The 23599-nt window shown below is 46.0% G+C and carries 18 protein-coding genes; 11 read left to right on the plus strand and 7 right to left on the minus strand.

The features are described 5' to 3' along the window. Positions 1 to 36 precede the first annotated feature (36 nt). On the plus strand, positions 37 to 3255 hold the full coding sequence (locus IE070_RS08420; protein ID WP_189482402.1) for a DEAD/DEAH box helicase: 3219 nt from the start codon (positions 37 to 39) through the stop codon (positions 3253 to 3255). Between the two features lie 104 nt (positions 3256 to 3359). Here IE070_RS08420 and IE070_RS08425 read toward each other — a convergent pair whose 3' ends face one another. Next, positions 3360 to 3719, minus strand: a complete 360-nt coding sequence (locus IE070_RS08425) for a c-type cytochrome (protein ID WP_189482404.1) — start codon at positions 3717 to 3719, stop codon at positions 3360 to 3362. Positions 3720 to 3822: 103 nt separating this feature from the next. On the opposite strand from IE070_RS08425, the gene IE070_RS08430 reads away from it, so the two are divergent. Then, the gene (locus IE070_RS08430; protein WP_229796989.1) at positions 3823 to 4932 is read left to right on the plus strand and encodes a carboxysome shell carbonic anhydrase; all 1110 of its coding nucleotides are present in this window, start codon (positions 3823 to 3825) and stop codon (positions 4930 to 4932) included. Between the two features lie 13 nt (positions 4933 to 4945). On the opposite strand, the gene IE070_RS08435 is transcribed toward IE070_RS08430, so the two are convergent. The 3 genes from IE070_RS08435 to IE070_RS08445 are packed head-to-tail and all read right to left on the minus strand — an operon-like array spanning position 4946 to position 5993. Beyond that, the gene (locus tag IE070_RS08435) at positions 4946 to 5260 is read right to left on the minus strand and encodes a YqjK family protein (RefSeq protein WP_189482421.1); all 315 of its coding nucleotides are present in this window, start codon (positions 5258 to 5260) and stop codon (positions 4946 to 4948) included. After that, a complete protein-coding gene (locus IE070_RS08440; protein WP_189482423.1) occupies positions 5250 to 5651 on the minus strand; it encodes a phage holin family protein in 402 nt (133 codons plus the stop codon). The genes IE070_RS08435 and IE070_RS08440 overlap by 11 nt, the downstream gene beginning before the upstream one ends. Before the next feature lie 3 nt (positions 5652 to 5654). Next, the gene (locus IE070_RS08445) at positions 5655 to 5993 is read right to left on the minus strand and encodes an ElaB/YgaM/YqjD family protein (protein ID WP_189482425.1); all 339 of its coding nucleotides are present in this window, start codon (positions 5991 to 5993) and stop codon (positions 5655 to 5657) included. A gap of 295 nt (positions 5994 to 6288) precedes the next feature. Here IE070_RS08445 and IE070_RS08450 point away from each other — a divergent pair, with 295 nt between their 5' ends. The 6 genes from IE070_RS08450 (at position 6289) to IE070_RS08475 (ending at position 14950) form a co-directional block, all read left to right on the plus strand. Continuing rightward, positions 6289 to 6864, plus strand: a complete 576-nt coding sequence (locus IE070_RS08450) for a histidine phosphatase family protein (protein WP_189482427.1) — start codon at positions 6289 to 6291, stop codon at positions 6862 to 6864. Positions 6865 to 7044: 180 nt separating this feature from the next. Then, positions 7045 to 8043, plus strand: coding sequence for an aldose epimerase family protein (locus IE070_RS08455; RefSeq protein ID WP_189482429.1), 999 nt, complete (start codon positions 7045 to 7047; stop codon positions 8041 to 8043). Between the two features lie 224 nt (positions 8044 to 8267). Next, positions 8268 to 10985, plus strand: a complete 2718-nt coding sequence (locus IE070_RS08460) for a TonB-dependent receptor (RefSeq protein ID WP_189482616.1) — start codon at positions 8268 to 8270, stop codon at positions 10983 to 10985. A gap of 176 nt (positions 10986 to 11161) precedes the next feature. Then, on the plus strand, positions 11162 to 12688 hold the full coding sequence (locus IE070_RS08465) for a tryptophan halogenase family protein (RefSeq protein ID WP_189482431.1): 1527 nt from the start codon (positions 11162 to 11164) through the stop codon (positions 12686 to 12688). An 8-nt stretch (positions 12689 to 12696) separates the two neighbouring features. Beyond that, positions 12697 to 13431, plus strand: a complete 735-nt coding sequence (locus tag IE070_RS08470) for a SapC family protein (protein WP_189482433.1) — start codon at positions 12697 to 12699, stop codon at positions 13429 to 13431. A 70-nt stretch (positions 13432 to 13501) separates the two neighbouring features. Continuing rightward, complete coding sequence (locus IE070_RS08475; RefSeq protein ID WP_189482435.1) at positions 13502 to 14950, plus strand: SLC5 family protein; 1449 nt, start codon at positions 13502 to 13504, stop codon at positions 14948 to 14950. 77 nt (positions 14951 to 15027) lie between these two features. Here IE070_RS08475 and IE070_RS08480 read toward each other — a convergent pair whose 3' ends face one another. Then, positions 15028 to 16983 (minus strand): beta-galactosidase, encoded by a 1956-nt coding sequence (locus IE070_RS08480; protein WP_189482437.1) that lies wholly within the window; start codon positions 16981 to 16983, stop codon positions 15028 to 15030. Between the two features lie 185 nt (positions 16984 to 17168). On the opposite strand from IE070_RS08480, the gene IE070_RS08485 reads away from it, so the two are divergent. Next, positions 17169 to 19310 (plus strand): alpha-galactosidase, encoded by a 2142-nt coding sequence (locus tag IE070_RS08485; RefSeq protein WP_189482438.1) that lies wholly within the window; start codon positions 17169 to 17171, stop codon positions 19308 to 19310. Positions 19311 to 19385: 75 nt separating this feature from the next. Here the strand turns inward: IE070_RS08485 and IE070_RS08490 are convergent, their stop codons facing one another. Beyond that, complete coding sequence (locus IE070_RS08490; protein ID WP_189482441.1) at positions 19386 to 20087, minus strand: FadR/GntR family transcriptional regulator; 702 nt, start codon at positions 20085 to 20087, stop codon at positions 19386 to 19388. 180 nt (positions 20088 to 20267) lie between these two features. On the opposite strand from IE070_RS08490, the gene IE070_RS08495 reads away from it, so the two are divergent. Next, positions 20268 to 21026 (plus strand): SDR family NAD(P)-dependent oxidoreductase, encoded by a 759-nt coding sequence (locus IE070_RS08495; RefSeq protein WP_373296944.1) that lies wholly within the window; start codon positions 20268 to 20270, stop codon positions 21024 to 21026. Further along, positions 21027 to 21992, plus strand: a complete 966-nt coding sequence (locus IE070_RS08500; protein WP_189482445.1) for a 2-dehydro-3-deoxygalactonokinase — start codon at positions 21027 to 21029, stop codon at positions 21990 to 21992. A 53-nt stretch (positions 21993 to 22045) separates the two neighbouring features. On the opposite strand, the gene glpD is transcribed toward IE070_RS08500, so the two are convergent. Next, on the minus strand, positions 22046 to 23593 hold the full coding sequence (glpD, locus tag IE070_RS08505) for a glycerol-3-phosphate dehydrogenase (protein ID WP_189482447.1): 1548 nt from the start codon (positions 23591 to 23593) through the stop codon (positions 22046 to 22048). Between the last annotated feature and the right edge of the window lie 6 nt (positions 23594 to 23599).

Consider the following 23599-nt stretch of genomic DNA (forward strand, 5'->3'; position numbering starts at 1 on the left):
GTTCATGCATCGTTGAAGTAAAGAGAGCCGAGTAAGTTGACTGAACAAACCGACGTTGAAAGTTCCGCCTTATTTCCGTTAAGTGAAGCAAATTTACTGCAATGGTTTGATATTGCAACGGTGCATCGTGCCCGCGCCTATTTGCAGGCAGGTAAAGTTCTAAAGCTGGAATATCATGACGATTTAAGCCAAATTAGTGCCCAAGTTTGGGGCGCTGGGTTTGCTCCCTATCGCCAAAAATTAGCGCTATTGCAATACGATGGACGCTGGCACTTACAAGATACCTGTAGTTGTCCTGTCGGGCAGCGTTGTAAACATGTGTTAGCAGTGCTGTTAAGATTAAAGCGTGATTATGCGCAGCAGCAATTACGGATCCAGCAATTGCCCTTAGTGCAGTTAGATAGCTGGTTTGCCGAAGTAGAGCAGCAACAGCAACCGAATAAATCTGAACCTGAAGATACGGTGCTCTATTTACTCAGTTATGGGCAATTGGGGCTGCAAATGTACCCGCGACGGGTAAAACTATTAAAGAAAGGGGGGTATAGTAAAGGCCAACCTTTAGGCAAATATGATCTGATCAGCCCGCAGCCTCCATCTTGGCTCAGTGAAGAAGATTATCGTTTGCTCACCGTTTTTCGCTCGCATAATAGCGCAGAGCAGCATGTTTTAGAGGAGCGTTGGGGCTATGAACTGCTGCAAGAAATCTTGGCAACAGGACGGTGTTTTTTTGGCGAAGCTCGGTATGAGCTTAGCTGGCAGGGTATCCGGCCTTTACAATTGCAATGGCAGGAAAAAGACACCGGTCAGCGTTTAACCTGGCAGATTGCCGAAGATGATGCAAACCGCTTAGTGTTTACCGATCCCCCATGTTTTATCAATACGGATCATTACGAATTAGGCGATGTTGATACGACATTGAGTGGCCGGGAGCTAAAATTACTGGCCAAAATGCCGGTTATTCCGCCCAATCAATTAGCATCGCGATTGGGTAAACTGCAGCAATTATTTAAGCAAGTCACCTTGCCTGTGCCCAAGGGCGTGGCAATCAAACAAGTCGATGTAGCGCCTATCCCGGTGCTGGCCTTGCAGATGCGCATCCATCAGCCGCAACAAGCCGCCAGACCAACAGCCGTATTATGGTTCGATTATGCTGGGCATCGTTTACCGCTGGAGCTCAAACAAGCACAAACAGAGCTGATAGAAGCTGAGCAGAGCCTGTTCATCAAACGCCATCGCCAGTGTGAAGTAGAGGCGCTAGAACAGCTATTACAGCTCGGGCTAGTCGATTGTCCTCTGCCTGCACCGGCCAATAAATTAAGTGCCTACGGTATTGGTGATGGCCCCGATAATCCTGAATTATGGCAGCCACTCTTAGATGCGTTAGTAGAATTAACTGCACAGGGCTGGCAAATTGAACAAGACAGTGATTTTAATCTGCAAATTTTAGATGCTACGCCTTATTTGCAAGTGCAAGATGGTAAGCAAAGTGGCTTTGAATTGGGTATTCAGGTGGATATAAATGGCCAACAAGTGCCTTTATTACCCCTTATTAGTCAATGGCTACGCCAATTTGGTTTACCTACTGCGGGTCAAACCATTTGGCTAAGTTTACCGCAAGGTAAGTTGGCGTTACCCATGCAGTTAATTCAACCGTTAATTGATACGATTGTTGAATTACTCAATTTACAAAAATCGCCGTTGACGTTGCAATTACCTGATTACAAAGCCGCTATTCTACCGCCTCCCGGTGCAGCCGAAATCCAGTATTTAAATGCGAATCGCGTCAGTCATCTTACCGAGCAGCTTCATAATTTCCAGGGGATAACCGAGGTTCCTTTACCCTCAGGATTAAACGCAGTCTTGCGCAGTTATCAGCAGCAAGGATTAAATTGGCTGGTATTTTTACGCCGTTTTGGTCTAGGCGGCGTGTTAGCCGACGATATGGGGCTTGGCAAAACGCTGCAAGCGTTAAGTTTTATGCTACATGAAAAACAGCAAGGGCGTTTACAAAAGCCGGCGTTAATTGTCTGTCCCACATCGTTGTTAGGGAACTGGCAAAATGAAGCCGCCCGTTTTACGCCCGCGTTATCGGTATTACAAGTGTATGGCGCTAAGCGACGCCCGTTGTTTGAAGCGTTGGCCGATTATGATGTGATTGTGACGAGCTATCCGTTATTGGTACGCGATTTACCTTTATATCGGCAGCGTGAATTTAGTTTGGTGGTGCTGGATGAAGCGCAGCATATTAAAAATGCGGGCAGTCAGGCAGCACAAAGCGTTCGGGCATTAAAACGTGAGTTTAGTTTAGCGCTTTCAGGTACGCCGCTAGAAAACCACTTAGGGGAATTAAAATCATTATTTGATTTTGTGCTCCCCGGTTTATTAGGCACTGAAGCACATTTCAATCAGGTATACCGCAAACCGATTGAAAAGCACGCTGATTTAGAACGCGCCAATCATTTAAAACAAAAAATTGCGCCTTTTATGCTGCGTCGCAGTAAAAGCCAAGTGGCAACCGAGTTACCCGAAAAAACAGAAATCGTGCAATTGCTTGAGCTTGAGGCGGATCAACGTAACTTGTACGAAAGCATCCGCTTAATCATGGAAACTAAAGTGCGGGAGCTGTTCTTACGTAAAGGGGTCGCGGCCAGCCAAATTGAGTTTTTAGACGCGTTATTAAAGTTACGCCAAGCCTGTTGTGATGCGCGGTTAGTGCCTATCGAACAAGCGCAAAGTGTTCGTCATAATGCCAAACTCAGTTGGTTGCGCGAAAATCTGCCAGAGATGATTGAAGAAGGTCGGCGGGTATTATTGTTTAGCCAGTTTGCCAGCATGTTGCACCTAATTGAGCAAGAACTGCAATTTTTAGGGATCAGCTACAGTAAATTAACGGGACAAACTAAACAGCGTCAGCAACAAATTGATGCCTTTCAGCAGGGTGATACGGAAGTCTTTTTGATCAGCTTGAAAGCAGGAGGTACGGGACTCAATTTAACGGCGGCAGATACGGTAATTCATTATGATCCTTGGTGGAACCCCGCGGCTGAGAATCAGGCAACGGATCGCGCGCATCGCATCGGCCAAGATAAGCCGGTGTTTGTATACAAACTGATTGCGCGCAACACTGTGGAAGAGAAAGTACAACAATTACAGCAGTATAAACAAGGTTTAGCCGATCAGTTGCTAGGTAATGGCAAAGGCCAAGTATGGCAAGGTAATGCCGACGATTTATTGTCTTTATTTGCGACAGACTAGCGCGTGTTGAGGTGTGTTGGTTGTTTATGCTTAAAGCGTTTACGCTTTATTGCGCCTGCTTACTGTCACACTGTGATGTATTTAGCAGCCGAATGAACGCGTGGTTACTTCGTGGCTGCAGCGGGCAGTAAGGCGTAATAAGCGGCTAATAATTCGATATCTGCATCTGATAGTCCGCGCGCTTGCGGGCTCATTAAGGCGTTTTTTCGGCTACCATCACGAAATGCCTGCATCGCTTGTACGAGTTCAATAGCAGGTTTTCCCGCTAAACTCGGGTACAAGGCTTGTCTTGAGATCCCATTAGCCCCATGACAGGCGGCACAACTGCGTGCGCGCTGACTACCCTGTTGTAATAGTTGTTGCTGTTCTACTGTAAAGTTATTTGCTAAAACATCGGCGCTGGCGGGGTGTTTGTCGCATGCGACTAGGGTGAACAGCAGCAGTAAGCTAGCAAGAAGGCGCATGTTTATCTGAAATCCTGTTACTTGTGATAGTAATTCCTAATAGCCTGCCACAAAAATCCCGCTTTGCCCAGTACTGCGTCTAAAGGAGAGAATTCGACTAAAGTTGCAGCCGCATCTTACGCGTTTTCGATTATTGTTAATTTATCCCTCACATGGTAAGCAAGATATGGATCTATACCAGCAAGCTTTTAGCGCTCGGATCATTTGGTTGGAGCAATTGGCGCAACGCCATAGTGAGGCTTTTATTGCTAGTGCCGCACAACGGCAGCAGTATTTGCAACAGCATCCCACTAAGTTAATCGCGCTTAAGTGCATGGATGGTCGCATTCATTTACCGCATGCAACGCAAACCCCCTTAGGGATCATCCAACCTTATCGCAATTTAGGCGGTATTTTTGATTTGGGTTGGCCATATTTAGGCGATCTGCTGTGCGATGATATTTCGCAGGCGTTGGCCGAAAATAGACCGGTATTAGTGTTAATTACCTATCATTTTTCTGCAGGTGATAAATGGCGTGGCTGCGCGGGATTTAAATGTGATCGCGATGCTGCGTTGGCGCAGGCGCTACAAATTCGTCAGCAGTTACAGCGCATTTTTGAGGATAAACCTCAGTGTTATGCGTTAGTGGCAGGGTTTGAAACTGACAGTGATGCCTTAGTGTTGCATGGAAGTACTGGACGCATCCTCGATTTAAGCGTGTATCGCCCTATCGATAGTGTCGATTTACCTCGGCTGCTGCATCAGCTTTGCCCAATGATGCCAGAGGCGATACAGCGCGATTTATTACCATTACTGTCGGGTAACATTCAGCATAGTGCAGTGCAACGGCAGCAGCGTCGACAATTGGATGTACAACATCGGGAATGGATTATTTGCTTAGGTCGTGGTTTTGACTTTCTGCATGTGCCGAATATTGCTCTCATTATTGGGCCTTTTAGCCCCGACTTATCACAACCCATAAAAAAAGCCGCCGCGATTATTCGTAGCAATATGGATTCACAGCGTATTTTGGCCGATGGTATTTTATTGCTCGCATCTGTACCTTATTTGGCGGCAGGGATAGATCGTAGACGCGCGGCGTTAAAAGCGGCCTTCTTTTGTGCGTTTGCAAAACAGGTGATTGCCGAAGCTGAGCCTAGTTTACTGCCACAGTTGCATAGTCGTGAAGCGGTAATGTATTGGCCAGATCGCAGACTAGAGTGGATAGCATGAGAACTTACATGCGTTAAAAGGTGTTGTTGTCTTTTGTTGTATTGAGCGAACTTGTCCGCTTCAGTAACTGATAGCTAGTCCAAATTGATAACGCTTTGCGCCCCCAACGCATCAAATGCAGCGGCTTTTTCAGCGTGGTGAGCGCTAAAATGGCACCGGCGCCCATCACTAAAGGCCGATAACGCATGATGGCAGCCAAACCATTGTCAAGCCGCTGCGTAGCGGCATGCCATTGTGTTGCTTCGTGTCGCAAGGTTTCGCGCTCGGCAGCAATGGCCTGCAACAGCACAGATTTACGACGTTGCAAAACGCGACGTTTACTGGTCATCTGTTGGCTCCTGAAGGGCACGTAAATCTTTTTGTAACTGGCGTCGGGTTTCTACCAGCAGTGTACTTTTGCGGCTCAGTTTTAGCGTACTGTAAACCCCAACACCCGCGAGTATAAATAATGTTAAGCACAGAAGGCTTAATGCAGTAAGTCGATAGGCAGGATCAATTGCCCAACTAACTAACATTAATAAACTCATCAACGCAAAGGCCAAACAGAGTAAAGAGGCACCCGCAAGCAGCAACAGTTTAAGTAATTGCTGCTTTTCTTCTTCAAGCTCAATAGTGGCTAAGGTTAGCCGGTGCTCAGCCATCCTAAGTAAACGTTGTAGCATCCGCTTACTTAGGGTAAAGAGTTTGGCGGCTGGCCCTTGCGAGGAAGAGTCTGTCATAGTTTAACGCTTACTCAGCAATACGCCCAACACAAGCCCAACGGCTGCGCCAATGCCTACACTGGTCCAAGGGTTTTTCTGTACATATTCATTGGTACTATCAGACACGTGCTGTGCTTTAGCCGTAACGGTCTCTTCTGTATGATGTAAGGCTTCGGAAAGCTTTTCAGTTGCGTTGGCCAATTTAGTGCGCGTGTTTTTTAGCATATCTTCAGCTTTTGCCTTCAGTTTTTCGACTTCAGCTTTTGGCTTGTCGCTAGAATTCTGCAATAACTCTTCTAAAGTATCAGCAATTAATTTCAGTTCTTTCTGTAAATCGTTCTCTGTTGCTTTAGCCATCATATGCTCCTTTGCGGCAATTAGGTTAGTGATATGGAATTATCACTGCATCCACCTTACATAATAGACTATTGGGATGAACCTCTGGTGAATCAATAGTTAGGTAAATACTTAATAGTACGGTTTGATGAACACCTATTGCGTCATCGTGTGCGTACTTTGCCTAATCGATTGAGCCAAAATCATTTGCATACTTTTATTAGCATTGAGTAAAGACTGGGGGGAGGACTAAACTTGTCCCCGCTTGTGCACGTAATGTTTACACCTTTTCAAGATTGCATTACAAGGAACGGTTTGTATGCTGAACACACACATCGTGAAGCGCTTTATATTTCTGCTTAGCTTAATTTTTATCACACTGGGTGTTAAGGCGACTGATGAACCTACAGCATGGCAAGCTTGGCTTAATGGCGAGGCTATTGTATTAATGCGCCATGCATTAGCGCCAGGTACCGGTGATCCTGCCGGCTTTCAGCTAGAGGATTGTGCTACCCAGCGTAACTTAAACGCACAAGGTCGTACTCAAGCGAAAGCGTGGGGGGAAATGCTGCAACATCACGCTGCTGGGCCAGTAGCAATATATAGTAGTCAATGGTGTCGCTGCTTAGAAACTGCTCAATTATTTGGGCTTGGCAACGTGCAACCACTTGCCGCGTTAAATTCGTTTTTCGCCGGGCGTGGTAATGGCCAGCAGCAAACGGCAGCGCTCATTACGCGATTTTCTGATGCTAAGGTAGCGCAGCCAACGGTGTTAGTATCGCATCAAGTGAATATCACAGCACTCACGGGCATTTTTCCCGCCTCTGCAGAAGCAATCATTATTGCGTTACCCCTTAGCCAACCTGCCACAATTTTAGCGACAATTTCACCTTAACCCGCTCAAAAACCAAGTTAATAGCATTCAACACCCCAGAGGGCATTCCTCAGCATATTCTACGTGTTCTACAAAAACAGATGACTGTTATAGAATTCCCTATTTGCTACTTGCAAATTTGTCTGATAAATACTACTTTATGTGAGTTAAGGTAAAAATATGTCAGATTAAAAGGTGCGTATGCAGCAACAGGTCATCAACGTCGACAATATTCGCTTGGAAACCGCAGCAGGGTTACGCGTTGAAATATTACCTTTTGGGGCAACAATCAAATCTATTCACGTTAAAAATCAGTTGGTTACTTTAGAGTATCCGCAGGCTGAAACCTTTCTGAGCAATCCTTACTACTTTGGGTCTACCATCGGCCGTTATGCGAATAGAATTGCCGCTGGCCAGTTCTCGTTAGGTGAGCAGCTGATAACATTAGCAATTGGTGATGCCCCGCATGCTTTGCATGGCGGTGAAATAGGATTGAGCCATCGCGCATGGCAATGCATTGCGGTCGAGGCAGATCATTGCCAACTCTATTACCATTCGCCGGATGGCGAGAATGGTTTTCCTGGTGCTTTAGATATTTTTCTGACAGTGCGAGTTTCGGGTTTAGCCGTTGAACTTGAGTATCAGGCTCGCGCAGATCGCGACACTGTCATCAGTTTGACCAATCATTGCTACTTTAATTTAAACGGCGATCGGCAAGATGCGACGGCACATGAGTTAAGTATTGCTGCGAGCCATTTTTTACCTTGCACCGCATCAGGGATCCCCACCGGCGAAATTCGGTCGGTAGCGGGTTCCGTTTTTGATTTTCAAACTGCAACAGCCATTTGCGATCGCATTACCCAAGATGATGCCACGTTGCAGGCTGTAAACGGGTTTGATCATTATTATGTGTTTGCGGCAGATCGTGATCTGAGCTTACCGGTGGCGGAATTAACCTCGCGGCAGAGCGGGCTTAAATTGCAGCTGTTTACCACTCAACCGGGTGTGCAATTTTATGCAGGTAATTTTTTGTCCGCACCGTTTCAAGCCCGCTCAGGGATTTGTTTAGAGGCTCAACATTGGCCTGATGCGCCAAACCAGCCGCACTTTCCCTCCGCGGTGATCCATGCAGGTGAGACCTATCGCCAGCGCATTTGCTATGAATTTTCATATATGGAAAACAACCCTATTAAGGACTAGGTATTAACTAGTTGTTTTGCATTAATAAAGTGCTTTAGCTAAGGGTGTTTTCAGCGTGAAGCAAAAAAATAAGGCAGGAAAAAGATTGAATTTTAATCATAATTGAGTTATTTGTAAGATAAATAGGCTAATATAAAACATAGCTATAAAAAATCAGGTAGACAGGGAGAAGGTAAGTGAAAAAACAACATATAACATTATTATCCAAACAAACGGCAATTAGCATGGCTGTTGCTGCTGTTTTGGCAACAAGCGGTCAGGTATATGCACAACAAACCACCACCGCTGGCGCAGAAGACAATATTGAAGTTATCGCCGTTAAAGGTATTCGTAGCAGCTTACGCTCGTCGATGATCGACAAGCAATCTGCCTCTGTTGTGTCAGATGGCATCCGAGCGGAAGATTTAGGTAAGTTTCCAGATTTAAACGTGGCTGAATCATTACAACGTATCACGGGTGTATCGATTGATCGTAGTGGTGGTGAAGGTCAAGCAGTGACTATTCGTGGCTTTGGTCCACAATTTAACACCGTATTGGTAAATGGCCGGCAATTTGCCACCGATACCGATGGTCGTGAATTCAACTTTGATGTGCTGGCAGCAGAGCAAATTACCGGTGCCGACGTCTTTAAATCTACTACCGCAACCCTACAAGAAGGTGGTATTGGTGGCACTATTAATGTAACAACCGCCAGACCATTCGATTTCACTGGTTTCCAAGTTGTTGGCTCAGTAAAAGCGATGTACGAGAGTTTGTCTGAAGAAACCTCGCCTTCAGGTTCTGTCTTAATCACCAATACCTTTTTAGATGAAAAGGTTGGTGTATTAGTGGCGGTGAGCCAACAAGAGCGTAAGGTACAAATTAACCAAATCAATACTGCCGGTTGGTTAGGTGGACAAACGGTATCAAACCGTCGTGATGGTGTGCTCGCGACTAACGTATATATTCCACGTAACTGGGATCAAATCGTTGATGAACAAGATCGTAAGCGTACCAATGCGAGCCTAGTTTTCCAATATGCCCCGTCTGAAGATATTACGATTACATTAGATGGTTTAATGTCAAAATTTGATGTGGACTCCCAAGTTACTGACTTAGCTTCTTGGTTTGAAGCGGATCGCGTGGGCAGTGCGGTCGTTGATCCTGCAACGGGAACCTTGCTTCGTTTTACACAAGAGCGTGGCTTACACCAAGGCAGTGGTGATCCAGCAACTGACTTTGTATCTACAACGCGGAACTCACGTTACAGCACCACCAATGCTTATGGTGCTAATGTTGAATGGCGCATCAATGAGCAACTTAAAGCTGAATTTGATTTATCTACCTCTAATGCCGAAAATGATATTGCCGGTCGCGATCGCTTTAACGTAGTGGGCATGATTAATGATTATACCTTTGATGCAACAGGTAAATACCCTACGGTAACACATGCTGGCTTTGGTGGCAGTTCCTTGCCTAATCCCAATTTAGCACGTATGCATTACAACGACATTGGATTAGGTTTTACCAATGAAGATGAAATTAACGAGCTGAAAGCCGATTTTATCTATACCCCAAACAGTGATGTTTTTGAAAAAGCACAATTTGGTGTGTATCGGCAGGAGCGGGAGAAATCAAGCTTCCAAATTCGCGGTAGCCAGTGCGTGTTTTGTGGTTACGGTACAGCGGCACCGCTTGATGCTATTAATTTCAGACCCTACACGGCGAAAAACTATTTCCCAGGTTTAATTGATACCTTTTATACCTATGACGGCGATTTAATGAATAAATTTCTTGCCGATTCTGGGTTCCCGATTGTACCGACCTTACAAAATAACCGTTATCGCATCAATGAAGACATAACTAGTCTGTATACCGATTTCACCTTGCAATACGATATCGGTAGTATGCCTGTTACGGTGAACTTAGGTGCGCGTTATGCTTCCACCGATGTATCAGTAACGGCAATTCAAAGTTTTGTGACGGATATTGTGCCCACAGCCGATCCAACCTTGTTTGCTAACGTGTTTGGCCCAGCAACTGAGATTGAACAAGGCTCAAGCTATGCCAATTTATTGCCTAATTTAAACATTAAACTGGGCATTGCCGACGACATGATCTTACGTTTTGCGGCTTACGATACAATCACGCGGCCAACGATGTCACAAATGTCACCGGCGACTAACTTTAACGAGCCTCGTCGACAGAACTTATCAGCAAGTGGTGGTAACCCGGCGTTAAAACCGTTCCGCGCATCAAATTGGGATATTTCTTACGAGTGGTATTACAACGATGCCAACTTATTTAGTGTGGCGTTCTTTAATAAAGAAGTTGAAGACTTTATTGTTACCTTAACCGGTACTGAAGTGTACAACATGACCGATCGGGTTGGGCCAAACTTTAACTGTAACGTGACCAATTCGCCATTGTGTGCGAGCGGTATCATCAGTACTACCGAGGAGTTAAATGGATCGTCTGAGCAGTTTGTCGTTGCCAGACCACAAAATGGTGAATCGGCTCGAATCACTGGTTACGAAATTGCCTGGACGCACATGTTCGATAATGGCTTCGGTGTGTCAGCCAACGCGACAGTGGTTGATAGCAATATCAGCTTAACGGCGGATAGCACCACGCGCTTTGCCTTAGAAGGGCTAGGCGATTCGCAAAACTTAGTGGTGTTTTACGAGCAAGGCCCATGGCAAGCTCGAGTCGCCTTTAATAATCGTGAAGCCTTTTTACGAGCCATTGATAACGGGTTTAATGGTGAGCCGGTTAACACAGAGCGTTTTGGTCAGTGGGATGTTAGCGCCAGCTACGATTACAACGAATACCTCACGTTCTTCTTTGAAGGCATTAACGTAACAGGTGAAGAGTTAAGACAAACGGGCCGCTTTAAAAACCAGTTATTCTCGTTAGAAGATAACGGTTCACGTTATGCGGTGGGCGTGCGTGCTAAGTTCTAAGTGTAAAGCAACTGCCTAGCAGGTGAATGAGGTGATAGTGCATGCTATCACCTCATTAATTGCTTTCTAGCCAACTTAAATCTACATCTTGAAGTTACTTGGATATATACATGATGTTTTAATGTGGTTATGTTCAACAGTACCACGTTGAGTAGTCATTGACGCAGAGAATGAATATGGTCAAGTCCGTTAAACAGATTGTGATAGTGGGTGGTGGAACGGCGGGTTGGTTAGCGGCAGCGATTATTGCCGCGCAGCATAAAAGCTATGCTGCAGAGGGGATCCGTGTCACCTTGGTTGAAGCCTCCGATATTCCCACCATTGGCGTAGGTGAGGGTACCTGGCCTACGATGCGTAATACCTTGCAACAGATTGGATTAAAAGAGCGTGATTTTTTTGAAAAATGTCATGCCGTGTTTAAGCAAGGTGGTAAGTTTGTCAATTGGGTAAAGGGCGATGGCGATTTTTATTATCACCCGTTCACCGTGCCACTGGGTTACGGCCGTATTGATTTAGCGCCTTACGTTGCAGATATCAGCGAATACGCACAAGAAACGAATTTTCAGCATCATATTTGTGAAGCCGGTTTAGCTCCCCGTACTTTAGCGGAAGGGGAATATCAGGCGCAGTGTAATTACGCCTATCATCTTGATGCTGGGGCATTTGCCGAACTATTAAAACGTCATTGTATTGATACGCTGGGCGTTCAGCATAAAATTGCGACGCTTGAGCACTGTACGCTGGATGCGACGGGCAATATCAGCGGTTTACTCTTCCGTGACGAACCTACGCCTTTTACTGCTGATTTATATATCGATTGCACGGGGTTAGCTTCTCTTTTATTGGGTAAAGCGCTACAGGTTCCGTTTAACTCTATGGATCATTTATTGTTTAATGATCGCGCATTGGCTATGCAAGTACCTTATCCGTCACCAGACAGCCCTGTCGCCTGCCATACCATTGCTACCGCGCAAAATGCGGGGTGGATTTGGGATATTGGTTTAACCCATCGTCGGGGTGTCGGCCATGTGTATGCCAGTAAATTCTTGAGTGATGATGAAGCTGAGCATAATTTACGTCGTTATATTGGTCCGGCCGCAGACGGGCTGACCGCGCGTAAAATCAGTTATCAGTCGGGCTATCGTGAAAAATTTTGGGCCAATAATTGCGTAGCAATTGGTATGTCAGCAGGCTTTGTTGAACCGCTTGAGGCCACTGCTATTATGCTCGTTGAGCTTTCTGCGCGTTTTGTGGCAGAAAATTTACCGGCCGACACAGCAGATATGCCTTTAGTCGCGAAACGTTTTAATCAACAAATGGGTTATCGTTGGCAGCGGATCATTGATTTTTTAAAGCTGCATTACATGCTAACGAAACGGCCAGAGCCTTACTGGCAAGCACATTTAGATCCTAGCACCATGCCGCAGAGTTTAGTTGAAGATTTACAACTCTGGCGTAGCAGAGGGCCAACGACACAGGATTTTCAGGGGCCGTTAGAGTTGTTTCCTGCCGCCAGCTATCAATATGTGATGTATGGCATGGGCTTTAAACCCGATTTTAGCCAGCGACCTTACCTTTACAATCAATCACAGCAAGCCGCGCAAATTTTGCGTAAGAACCAGCAATTAACGCAGCAAATGCTGGGCGCACTGCCAACGCATCGCCAGTATATTGAACAATGGTTGCGGCAAGCACATGCCTAAGGATTTTTATGGCTGATTTTATCGCATTAAATGCTGAACAGCATGCGGCTGTCAGGGTGTCAGAGCAGCAAGCCCTTAGCGTTATAGCCACTCAGCATTTAATCAATTTACGTGTTACTGAGTTAGCGCAGCTAGCCTGTGATATACCGGTATTTATTAGTAAAACGCCCTATGGCGAATGGGCATTATCGGGGCTTTGTAGTGTACAGCCTGGGCGCAATTTATGGGTGGCGCAGGGGCAGTGGCAGGCCACGTATGTGCCTGCGTATCTGCAAACCTATCCTTTATGTGCTTTGCCAGGATCTGAGCGAGGACCCGTTAGCCTAGGCATTTTTACTGAAGCCAGTCAGCAACAGCAGGGGATCGCTTTGTTTGATGACAGAAAACAGGCGTCTGCTGAGTTACTGCGTCGGCAAAAGCTGGTCGAGACCGATCTGCAAAATGAATTTTTAACCTACACCTTTTTACAACAGCTAGCGACATTAGGGTTATTGCAGCCTATTACGTTGGTACTGCAAAGCGCTGTGGATGAGCAGCAAATTGTTGGCTTGTATACCATCAATGAAGATCGGTTAGCACAATTGTCAGCAGCGCAATTACAGCACCTGCAACAGCAAGGTATGTTGTTGCCAATTTATGCATTGTTGCTGTCGCTGTTACAACTAAACACCTTAATAAATAAACATAATAACGCGCTACCTCATGCTGTGCTTAAGCACATAAAGTTGGCCATTACGACGTAACTAAACGCAACGCAAACATGGCCAAAGAGCCGTGGCGTTTTAGTTTTTTGAACAAGGTAGATAATAAAACATGACGGATAATTACATTCAACTTTCTATTTTTGTATTGGTGTCGGCCTTAATCGGCCTGTTAACCTATTTAAAGTGTCGCGGTCAAAATCGCCATTTACATAGCCAAAATAAAGAGTTCTTTCTAGCCGGTGGCGGTTTAACGTGGATATTTGTGGCAGGCTCCATTACTTTAACCAATCTGAGTACTGATCAATTAGTGGGCATGAACGGCAATCAAATGATGTTGCTGGTCTGGTGGGAGTTAGCGGCAGTAGTTGGTCTCATTATTTTGGCAAAAGTATTTTTGCCGGTGTACTACCGTTACAAGTGTACGACGACCACGGAGTTATTAGAGAAGCGTTATAACAATATCCACATTCGGGCAGTGATTGGCGGTTTGTTCTTTTTGGGCAATGCTTTTATTTACATGCCGGCAGTAATCTACTCTGGCGCACTCTTTATGCAGAGCATGTTTAAAATTGATCTGTCTATTCAGTTTATTTCGGTTATTTTCGCAGTTATTGGTGCACTTTACGCCTTTTTTGGTGGATTACGCGCGGTTGCCGTTTCTGATACCTACAACGGCGTATTAGTACTAGGTATGGCCATTTTGATTGTCATTTTGGCGTTATTTGCGATCGATTTTGATTTTAGCGGCATTCCTGCGGAACGCTTAACCTTGATTGGTGGACCCGACTCGCCGATCCCGTGGACCACGTTATTCACGGGTATGCTGTTTATCCAAATATACTATTGGGGAACAAACCAAACCATCACGCAACGAGCAATGGCGGCGCCTAATGTTAAAGAAGCCCAAAAAGGTGTGCTAGTCGCAGCAGCCATTCGGCTATTAATTGTGCCGGCCATTGTGGTGATCCCAGGAATTGTGTCTTATAAGCTCTATGGTCAAATTGGCGATGCCGCTTATGGTCGAATTGTTGGCGATTTAATGCCTGGTTGGTTAACGGGGATCTTTGCCGCAGCCATTGCTGCTGCGGTGTTATCGACCTATAATAGTTTACTGAATTCGGCTACCGCGCTTTATGTATGTGATATTCACGAAGCCTACGTAAAGAAAAATCCAAATGTGATTAAACTAAGCGGTATAGTCACGGTATTACTGACCTCACTTACACTGGTGTTAGTGCCAGTGTATCAACAAGCTGAGAGCATTATTAATTTACTGCAGCAACTAAACGGCCTTCTCAGCATGCCTATTTTATCTATTTTTGTTGTGGGTTTATTGTTTAAAAATGTTGATGCGCGTGCTGCCATAACCGCGGTGATTTTTGGCGTATTCTTGTATGGCGGTATGACCTTTTCGTTCTCGCCGTTTTTTGTGAGCTGGCACTATATCCATTTAATGCCTGTTACCTTGTTTAGTTGTATCGCAGTCGCGTTATTAATGAATAAGTTTGTGTTTAAACAACAAACACAATGGGCTGGGCGAATTGCACCAGAGGTGTGATAGCCGTTACTGAGTTCTGTTCCTGGGGTGTTTCCGGTGTATTTTGCTAAATACACCGGTTTTTTACAGGCGGGAGTTTAGCGGTAAATCACCACATCAAACGGATTGATCTGATTAGAACCCACCACAAACTGCGTAGTGGCAGGCAAGTTCAGTGTGGCGGCTGTGGCGCCATAGTTAAAGATAAAGGTCAGATCACCACGGCGAACCAAGCGTAAATCTTCAGCGAGCTGCACAGTGGTAATTCCATACTGCTTAGCCAGTGCAGCAAAGAAATCATACAAGAACGTATCGCACGTTAGTGTACCGATGTAATAGTTATGCTGGGCTTGCACGATGGCAGGGGTATTATCGTGATAGCGCGCAACTACCATTAAATCAGCATGCTCTGACAACTCCTCACGCCAGCGCGCACTTTCATAGGTTTTGTCGGCAAAATGTAAGGCATCGTGGCAATCTGGGCGGGTAGTTTCTACGCTTAATACTTTTACCGGTATCAGTTGCTGCAATAAGCCTGGTCCTAAATTGGGCGCAAGTGTGAGATCAGGCGTTTTTGCGCCGCTGCGGGGGCCAAATACTAACGCGGCATTGCTTCTTGCACAGCGATCAACAAAGGCTTTGCTAACAATAGGTAAACACGGTGCGATAATCAGTTTATACGCACTGAGATCAGCATCCTGTCCAATAAAGTCGACAGTAATACCCAACTTACGTAGGGCGCTGTAGTAAGCAAATTCGACTTGCTGCTGATTATAGCTGTCACCCTGCCGTTCAATCTCCGTGACCCATTGCGCCACTGTCTCAGTAACGATGGCGACTTCTGCTACGACTGGCGTTTCAGGTAACGCGGGTAATTTAGCCAGTTCTTGTTTCAGCTGTTGAATTTCTGCATAGGCGGTAGCCGGCGAGTTATCTGTGCGTTTTAACCCCGCATGCATTTGTTCTTGCGCAAAGGGCACCTGACGCCAACGGAAAAAACATACCGTAGCAGCGCCATGAGCAAAAGCTTGCCATGACCATAATCTGACCATGCCCGGCTCAGGACGTGGATTGTGCCGTGCCCAATTCACTGGGCCAGGTTGTTGTTCCATGATCCAGAAAGGACCATGGCTAATACCGCGACTTTGATCAAAAGCATAGCTGGCATAATCAGGATGGCCAGTACGCATGTAACGTTTAAAGTTGGGCGTTGCGGCATTGGCAAAAAAGAGATCGGTGCGACCCAAGGGGTAATTATCATAACTCACAAAATCTAATTGTTTAGCGAGTGCCGCGTTATCGGTTTGGGTATCACTCATCGGGATAAAGTTATGAGTGATAAAACGGTTTGGTGCATAACGGCGCAAAATCGCAATCATTTCATCATGAAAGCGAATAACCTGATCGGAGCTAAAACGCCGATAAGCCAAATTATGCGATGGGTTGGTTTCGGTAACGGCTAAATAAGGCAACTCAATTTGCTGAAAGTTTTGGTATTCCATTGACCAAAACACATTGCCCCAGGCTTGGTTTAAGTTATCTATATTGCCATAGTGTTGTTGGCACCACTGTTGAAATGCTGCTTTTGCATTGGCTGAGTAACTGTGGGTGGTATCATGACAGGCTAATTCATTATCGGTTTGCCAGCCACAAATTGCAGGATGTTCGCCATAGCGTTGACCGAGTACCTCAGTGATCCGCATGGCTTCGCGGAAAAAATTCTCGCTAGAAAAGTCATAATGCCGACGTGAACCAAAACCGCGTGTGGTGCCCGTTTTTACGTCGACGGGTAAAATATCGGGATACAAATCAATTAGCCACTTTGGCGGTGTTGCCGTCGGCGTACACATAATCACACTAAGTCCCGCATCCGCGAGCGTCGCAATGGCGCGATCGAGCCACTCAAAGTGGAAGACCCCAGGGGCAGATTCAATGCGTGACCAAGCAAATTCCCCTATCCGCACATATTTTAAGCCCAGCGCAGCCATCTCTTGCGCATCTTGCGCCCACATCGATTCTGGCCAGTGCTCTGGGTAATAACATACACCTAACATAACGCTCTCCTACCTTGGGATGAACTAAATACTGCCGACTAGGCTGATCCTATTGCAAGGACGCAGCGGATTATCGACAATCACACAAATTATATGATATATACTATTATTATTTAGGGTATCTGTCTAATCGCGTATTAAGACGAACGCCCTTACGCCAGTAAAATTTTTTTGTGGAGCCGCGTATGCAACAAATGCCCCCCTATGTCCGGTTAGACAGCGCCTTACTTACTTTAATTATTGATTGTACAGCGAAGACGCCCGCGATCTTGTACTTTGGTACGGCACTGAGCCCCGAGATAGCACCTGCAAGTTTAAAAGCATTAAGCCAGCGGCAAGAAGCGAAATGTGCGTCAGTAGATGAAGTCCCAATTTCATTAACACCTTTAAACGGTGAAGGCTTTACTGGCGCGCCAGGGATTGAATTGCATGATGAAGCCTTAGCATGGTCTTTTGGGCCACAATTAGTTGCGGTGAGTTATCCAACAGTACACAGCGTGCGATTAACTTGTACGGATGTCCATCGACAGTTGACCCTTGAGCATGATTTTTTGCTTGATCCACTCAGCAATGTATTAGCCAGCGAAACCACCATCATAAATAATGCTGACCGAACGCTACTGGTTAATTGGTGTGCGGCACCCACCATGCTACTGCCTGATCATCTCACGCAAGTTACTGGCTTTGAGGGGCGTTGGTCTAATGAATTTCAGCAGCACCGTCGCGACTTGTTTGTCGGGGCGTACTTTCGCGAGAATCGCAAAGGTAAAACCTCGCATGACAATTTCCCGGGCGTGCTGGTGCATCATGCGGCGTGTACCGAACAAGTGGGTGAATGCTTTGGATTTCATTTAGGCTGGTCGGGCAATCATCGTACCCGCGTTGAACTATTAGCGGATGGTCGCAGTTATGTACAAATGGGGGAATTACTTTTACCCGGTGAAGTACAATTAACGGCTCAGCAACGCTACACCAGTCCTACGTTATACAGCTCATTCTCAAGCGAAGGCTTCAGTGCCTTATCTGCCAATTTTCATCAGTATGTGCGCCAGCAGTTGCTTAGCAAAGCACAACGAAGTAAGCCACGCCCAGTGCATTACAATACTTGGGAGGGCATTTACTTTGATCATAATGTGGAGACACTTAAGCAATTGGCGGATCATGTGGCGCCCTTAGGCGTAGAGCGCTTCGTGTTAGATGATGGCTGGTTTAAGGGGCGTCGACATGATAGGGCGGGCTTAGGGGATTGGATCGTAGATAAAACGGTTTATCCTGAGGGATTACAGCCGATTATTGCCTATGTTAATAGCTTAGGGATGGAGTTTGGAATTTGGTTTGAACCAGAAATGGTTAATCCCGACAGTGACTTGTATCGTGCTCATCCTGATTGGGTGCTACAAACCGCCAACAATACGCAGCTAAAATTTCGTAATCAATTGGTGCTGGATTTAACGCGGCCAGAGGTCGTGGCGTATTTGTTTTCTGCTATCGATGCCATCTTACGAGAGTATCCAGCAATCAAGTACATCAAATGGGACATTAACCGTGATTTAAATCACCCGGGTAATGCACTCGGGAAACCGGCAGTGCATCAGCAAACGCTGGCGCTTTATCAATTAATTGCCCGAATTAAAGCAGCACACCCGGGGTTGGAGATTGAAAGCTGCTCATCGGGTGGGGCTCGGATTGATTACGGCGTATTACGTTATACCGATCGGGTGTGGACGTCAGACTCCAACGATGCCCTGGATCGTTTAGCTATTCAACGTGGCTGCTCGTTTTTCTTTCCATCGGATGTGATGGGCGCGCATGTAGGGCCACGTGATTGTCATACCACTGGGCGACGCGTGAGCATGGAAATGCGGGCTGCCGTAGCGTTTTTTGGGCATATGGGCATTGAAATGGATCCGCGTGAGCTTACCGACGCTGAAAAAGACACCTTAACTGCAGCCATCGCGTTACATAAACACTATCGCGATTTTATCCATAATGCGCAACTTCACCGACTAGATACCGACAAGCTGAGTATTAATTTTGGTTTGGTCAATCAAGAGAAAACGTTGGCGCTATTCGCGTATAACAGTGTTGTTGAAAGTGGCCGTACCTTACCGAAACGCTTACGTTTTGTTGGCTTAGATGCCAATAAGCACTACACACTCTCGTTGGTTTGGCCTACGGTCTTAAAAGAGCATACGCCTTCGTTAATGCGGAATATTAATAAACAGGTGTTTAGCGGCGCAGTATTAATGCAATTTGGCATGCAGTTACCGATCACGTTACCGCAAAGTGCGCTGATTTATGAGTTGGCGGCGATTACAGAGGCATAATTGTCGTAGCGAATAACCTTGTTGTCATACCGTGTGATGTCACGGTATGACAGATTGCGTAGCGTATTGGCGGTCTTATTCCAATTTCGATTCAATAAGCTCTAGCGCCTCGTCTAAAATGGCCTCAACGGCTTTTTTAGCGCGCTCAGGGTTACGAGATTTAATCGTGTTTAAGATATCCGCATGTTTTTGCACATCGGCACCCGGTACCCCTTTAATCCGATTGGTGTATCGAATGCTCACGCGCAGCGCAGTGCTGATAAATTCAGTAAGCTGTAAAAAAAACCGATTATTACTGGCGGCCAGTACACTGGTATGAAAAGCAATATCGGCTTCTAAAGGATCATCTAACCCTTGTTCCGCTTCGATCATCCTGCCTAAGGCTTGCTCAATCGCCTCTAATTGTTTGTAACTGGCCGTTACTGACGCTAAAGCAGCAGCTTGGGGTTCAAGCGCTACTCGTACCTGCGTAAATTCCTTTAACAGGGCTAACGAGGGTTTACTGCTCAAAATCCACCGCAGTACATCGGTATCGAACATATTCCAATTACTTTCGGGTAGCACGCGTATGCCTTGTTTCGGACGGGATGAAATCAATCCTTTTGCGGAGAGCATTTTTACGGCTTCTCGGGTAGAGCTGCGGCTGACATCATACTCGACACATAATTCTGCCTCAGACGGCAAACCCGTCCCAACAGGATAGGTGCCTTGTACTATCGCTAAACCAAGATCATTGGTTAATTGATGGGTTAAATTTTGTCTGGGCGCATTTTTCATTCGCATGCTCTCTAGGTATATTAATGTAATATATCATATTAAAGTACATGGCTTTATGATATAAGTTTTTTGCCTAAAAAGCAGTTTTCTCTGCTTGGTTGCGTCTGTCAACCCGAGTAGTATGCTGGTTGCCAACTATCAGAGGCAGGATAATGCCTAGTTTATTAGGGAGACTAAAGGGTGTCTATGACGGTTGAATATCAATGCCTAAAGCAAAAAATGGTGTTTATTACCGGCGGCGCCACCGGCATTGGTGCTGCCATGGTTAAAGCATTTTTACAACAAGGTGCGCAGGTGGCATTTGTTGATATCAATGACGACGCCGCAGCTAATTTGTTGCAAACGCAGCAGCACGAAAGACTGTGGTTTAGACGGGTTGATGTGACGCAGTTGGAGCAATTACAGCAGGCGATCACCGATGCCACCACGCATTTTGGCAAGCTATCGGTACTCATTAATAACGTCGCCAATGATAAAAGGCAACTTAGCCAAGCCGTTTCGGTTGCTGAATGGCGAAGCTGTATGCAAGTGAATTTAGACGCTGCGTTTTTTGCAGCGCAGGCGGCATATGCGTTTATGCAACAGCAGCAGACCGGCGCCATTATCAACTTTAGTTCAATTAATGCGTTAACCGGCCAACCCAATATGGCGGGGTATGTCACCGCTAAAGCGGGATTAATTGGTATGACTAAAGCCCTTGCGCGTGATTTTGGTACAGCCGGTATTCGAGTGAATGCCATTTTACCCGGTTGGGTAGCAACCGATCGACAGTTAGCCAGTTGGTTTACTGCTGAAGAACAACAGCGTTGGTTAGATGCAGTGGCGCTTAAACAGTTTATCACGCCGACCGATGTGGCTAACTTAGCCTTATTTTTAGCGTCTGAACAAAGTGCCATGATTACCGGTCAAGCAATTAACATTGATGCTGGGAGAAGTTAATTGCATTCGGCGCTTCGGTTCATTGCCCTTGATTGGGGCTCAACCCGTTTACGTGCCTATTGTTGTGAGTTGACACCCCAACAAGAGCTCGTGTTGCTGGCACAGGCCAGTGGCCCAGGTGTTGTAAAAATAGTGGGAACCTTCTCAGACGTATTGCAACAGGTGATTGCGCCTTTTGTGAAGCAGTATGGCGAGCTCCCTATTTTTATGGCGGGGCAAATATCGTCCAGTATTGGTTGGTTTGAAACGCCTTACTTGAATTGTCCTGTCACACCGCAGGCCATTTTACACAGTGTGTGTGAACGTATAAGCGGGCAGCAATCACTCTATATTATGTCTGGTCTACGTTATCAAAACCCCAGTGGCGATAATGACACTATGCGCGGAGAAGAGTTGCAGCTATTGGGGCTGTTACGCCGTTATCCGCAGTATTTGCATGGTCAGCATTTGGTCTGTTTGCCTGGCACGCATTGTAAGTGGGTTTTGTTAGATAATGGTTATGTGAGCTGGTTTAAAAGTGCCATAACCGGGGAGTTATTTGATGTATTGTTACAGCACAGTATATTGCTGCCCAAACCGGCAACACTTTATACTGATGATTGGGCAACGTTTACCGCAGGTTGCCAACGTGCCTTGACCTTTCCTAACGAAAGTATCGTGCACGCACTTTTTAGTGTGCGCACGAAGCAATTATTCGATGCCTATACCGCAAGCAATGCCAGAAGCTATTTGTCGGGTTTACTTATTGGCGCCGATGTCGGTAGCATCTTGCATGACACAAAGGTGGAGAGTTTGCCCACAGGCTCAATCATTTTAATTGGCAGTGGCGCTTTGCAACAGGCTTATGCAACAGCATTAACACAGGCGAATCAACAAAGTGTGCTTATAACTGAGCAAGAGGTAGTGCTAGCTGGTTTCGCAGCGGTTGCAAACCAAACCTTGTTACCTTTGAGCTGCCAAGCTTAAAAAGGTTTGGCAGCGCCTTAAATTACATAACAATAACGTGAGCAATTACGCGTTTAGAGCACACTCATTGCCACCGAGTCTGGTGATTGTGACTGTGTATTTGTCGGTACCGAAAGAGTTTCAGGTGCTGCTTGCTCCATTAAATAAGCATTAAGTTTAGCCACTTCAGTTGGTGTGGTGGTTAAGCCAAGTTTGGTTCTGCGCCATAAAATATCCTCAGCGGTGGTTGCCCATTCTTCCGCACGTAAATAATCCACTTCGGCTTGCCATAAATCAGCTGAAAAGGCGATACCTAAGTCGCTTAATTGGGTTTTATGCTGTAAAAAGCGATGGCTTAAGTTGCCATAGGTGCGGGCAAAGCGCTCACACAGTGCCACGGTTAGCCAAGGATAACAATGTTGTAACTGAGTGCTCAGTTGCGCGATAGTATCAAAATCCCCACCGGGTAGACATTGGCTGGCGGTCCAGCGAGGCCCAAGAGTGGCAAAGTAAGGCTGTAACTTATCTACAGCCGCTTCTGCCAGTTTTCGATAAGTGGTAATTTTGCCGCCAAATACAGACACCAAAGGTAAGCTATTCTGCTCAGCAGACACTTCAAGTTTGTAATCACGTGTAACGCTTTGCGCTGAATCAGACTCGTCGTCTAATAAAGGCCGCACGCCTGAATAACTGTGCACCACATCAGCCGCTGTGATTTTGTGTTTAAAGTACTGATTAGCAATCGCCAACAGGTAGGTGGTTTCCTCTTCACTAATGGCTACGGCACGAGGATCGCCCGTGTACTCTACGTCTGTAGTGCCTATGAGAGAGAATTTCTCCTCGTAAGGGATCACAAACACAATACGTTTATCCGCGTTTTGTAAAATGTAAGCATGGGGGTGTTCATGCAAGCGTGGCACAACGATATGGCTGCCTTTAACTAGCCGAATATGCTGTGGACTGTTCTCGGTAAAAGTCTCATCAAATAATTGGCTTACCCAAGGACCAGCAGCATTCACAATGGCTTTGCTTTGCACCGTAAAATGTTGACCACTGCGTTCGTTGCGAAGTGTAACGAGCCAATGCGTGTCTTGCCGAGTCGCTTTAATACAGCGGGTGTGAGTATATATTTGCGCGCCGCGCGTTTTAGCGGCCATGGCATTTAGTACCACGAGGCGCGAATCGTCTACCCAACCGTCGGCATATTCAAAACCTACTTTAATCGCCGCCTCCAGCGGGCTGTCTGCACCAAAGATTATTTTGCGTGAACCATGAAGTTTTTCGCGTTTGGCTAAATGATCATATAAAAATAACCCAAGGCGGATCATCCACACCGGTCGTAAATGGGCTTGGTGTGGCAATCTAAAGGTTAATGGCCACATAATGTGTGGTGCATTTTTGAGTAAGACTTCGCGCTCAGCCAAGGCCTCGCGTACTAATCTAAACTCGTAATGCTCTAAATACCGCAAGCCACCATGGATCAGTTTACTGCTATTGGAGGACGTTGCAGCAGCCAAATCCGTTTGTTCACATAGCAAAACGCTTAAACCGCGCCCAGCGGCATCATTTGCAATACCGGTGCCATTTACGCCACCACCAATTACCACCAAATCAACCTGCATTGCTCC

It is taken from the genome of Alishewanella tabrizica (genome assembly GCF_014652375.1).
In the GTDB taxonomy this organism is placed as follows: domain Bacteria; phylum Pseudomonadota; class Gammaproteobacteria; order Enterobacterales; family Alteromonadaceae; genus Alishewanella; species Alishewanella tabrizica.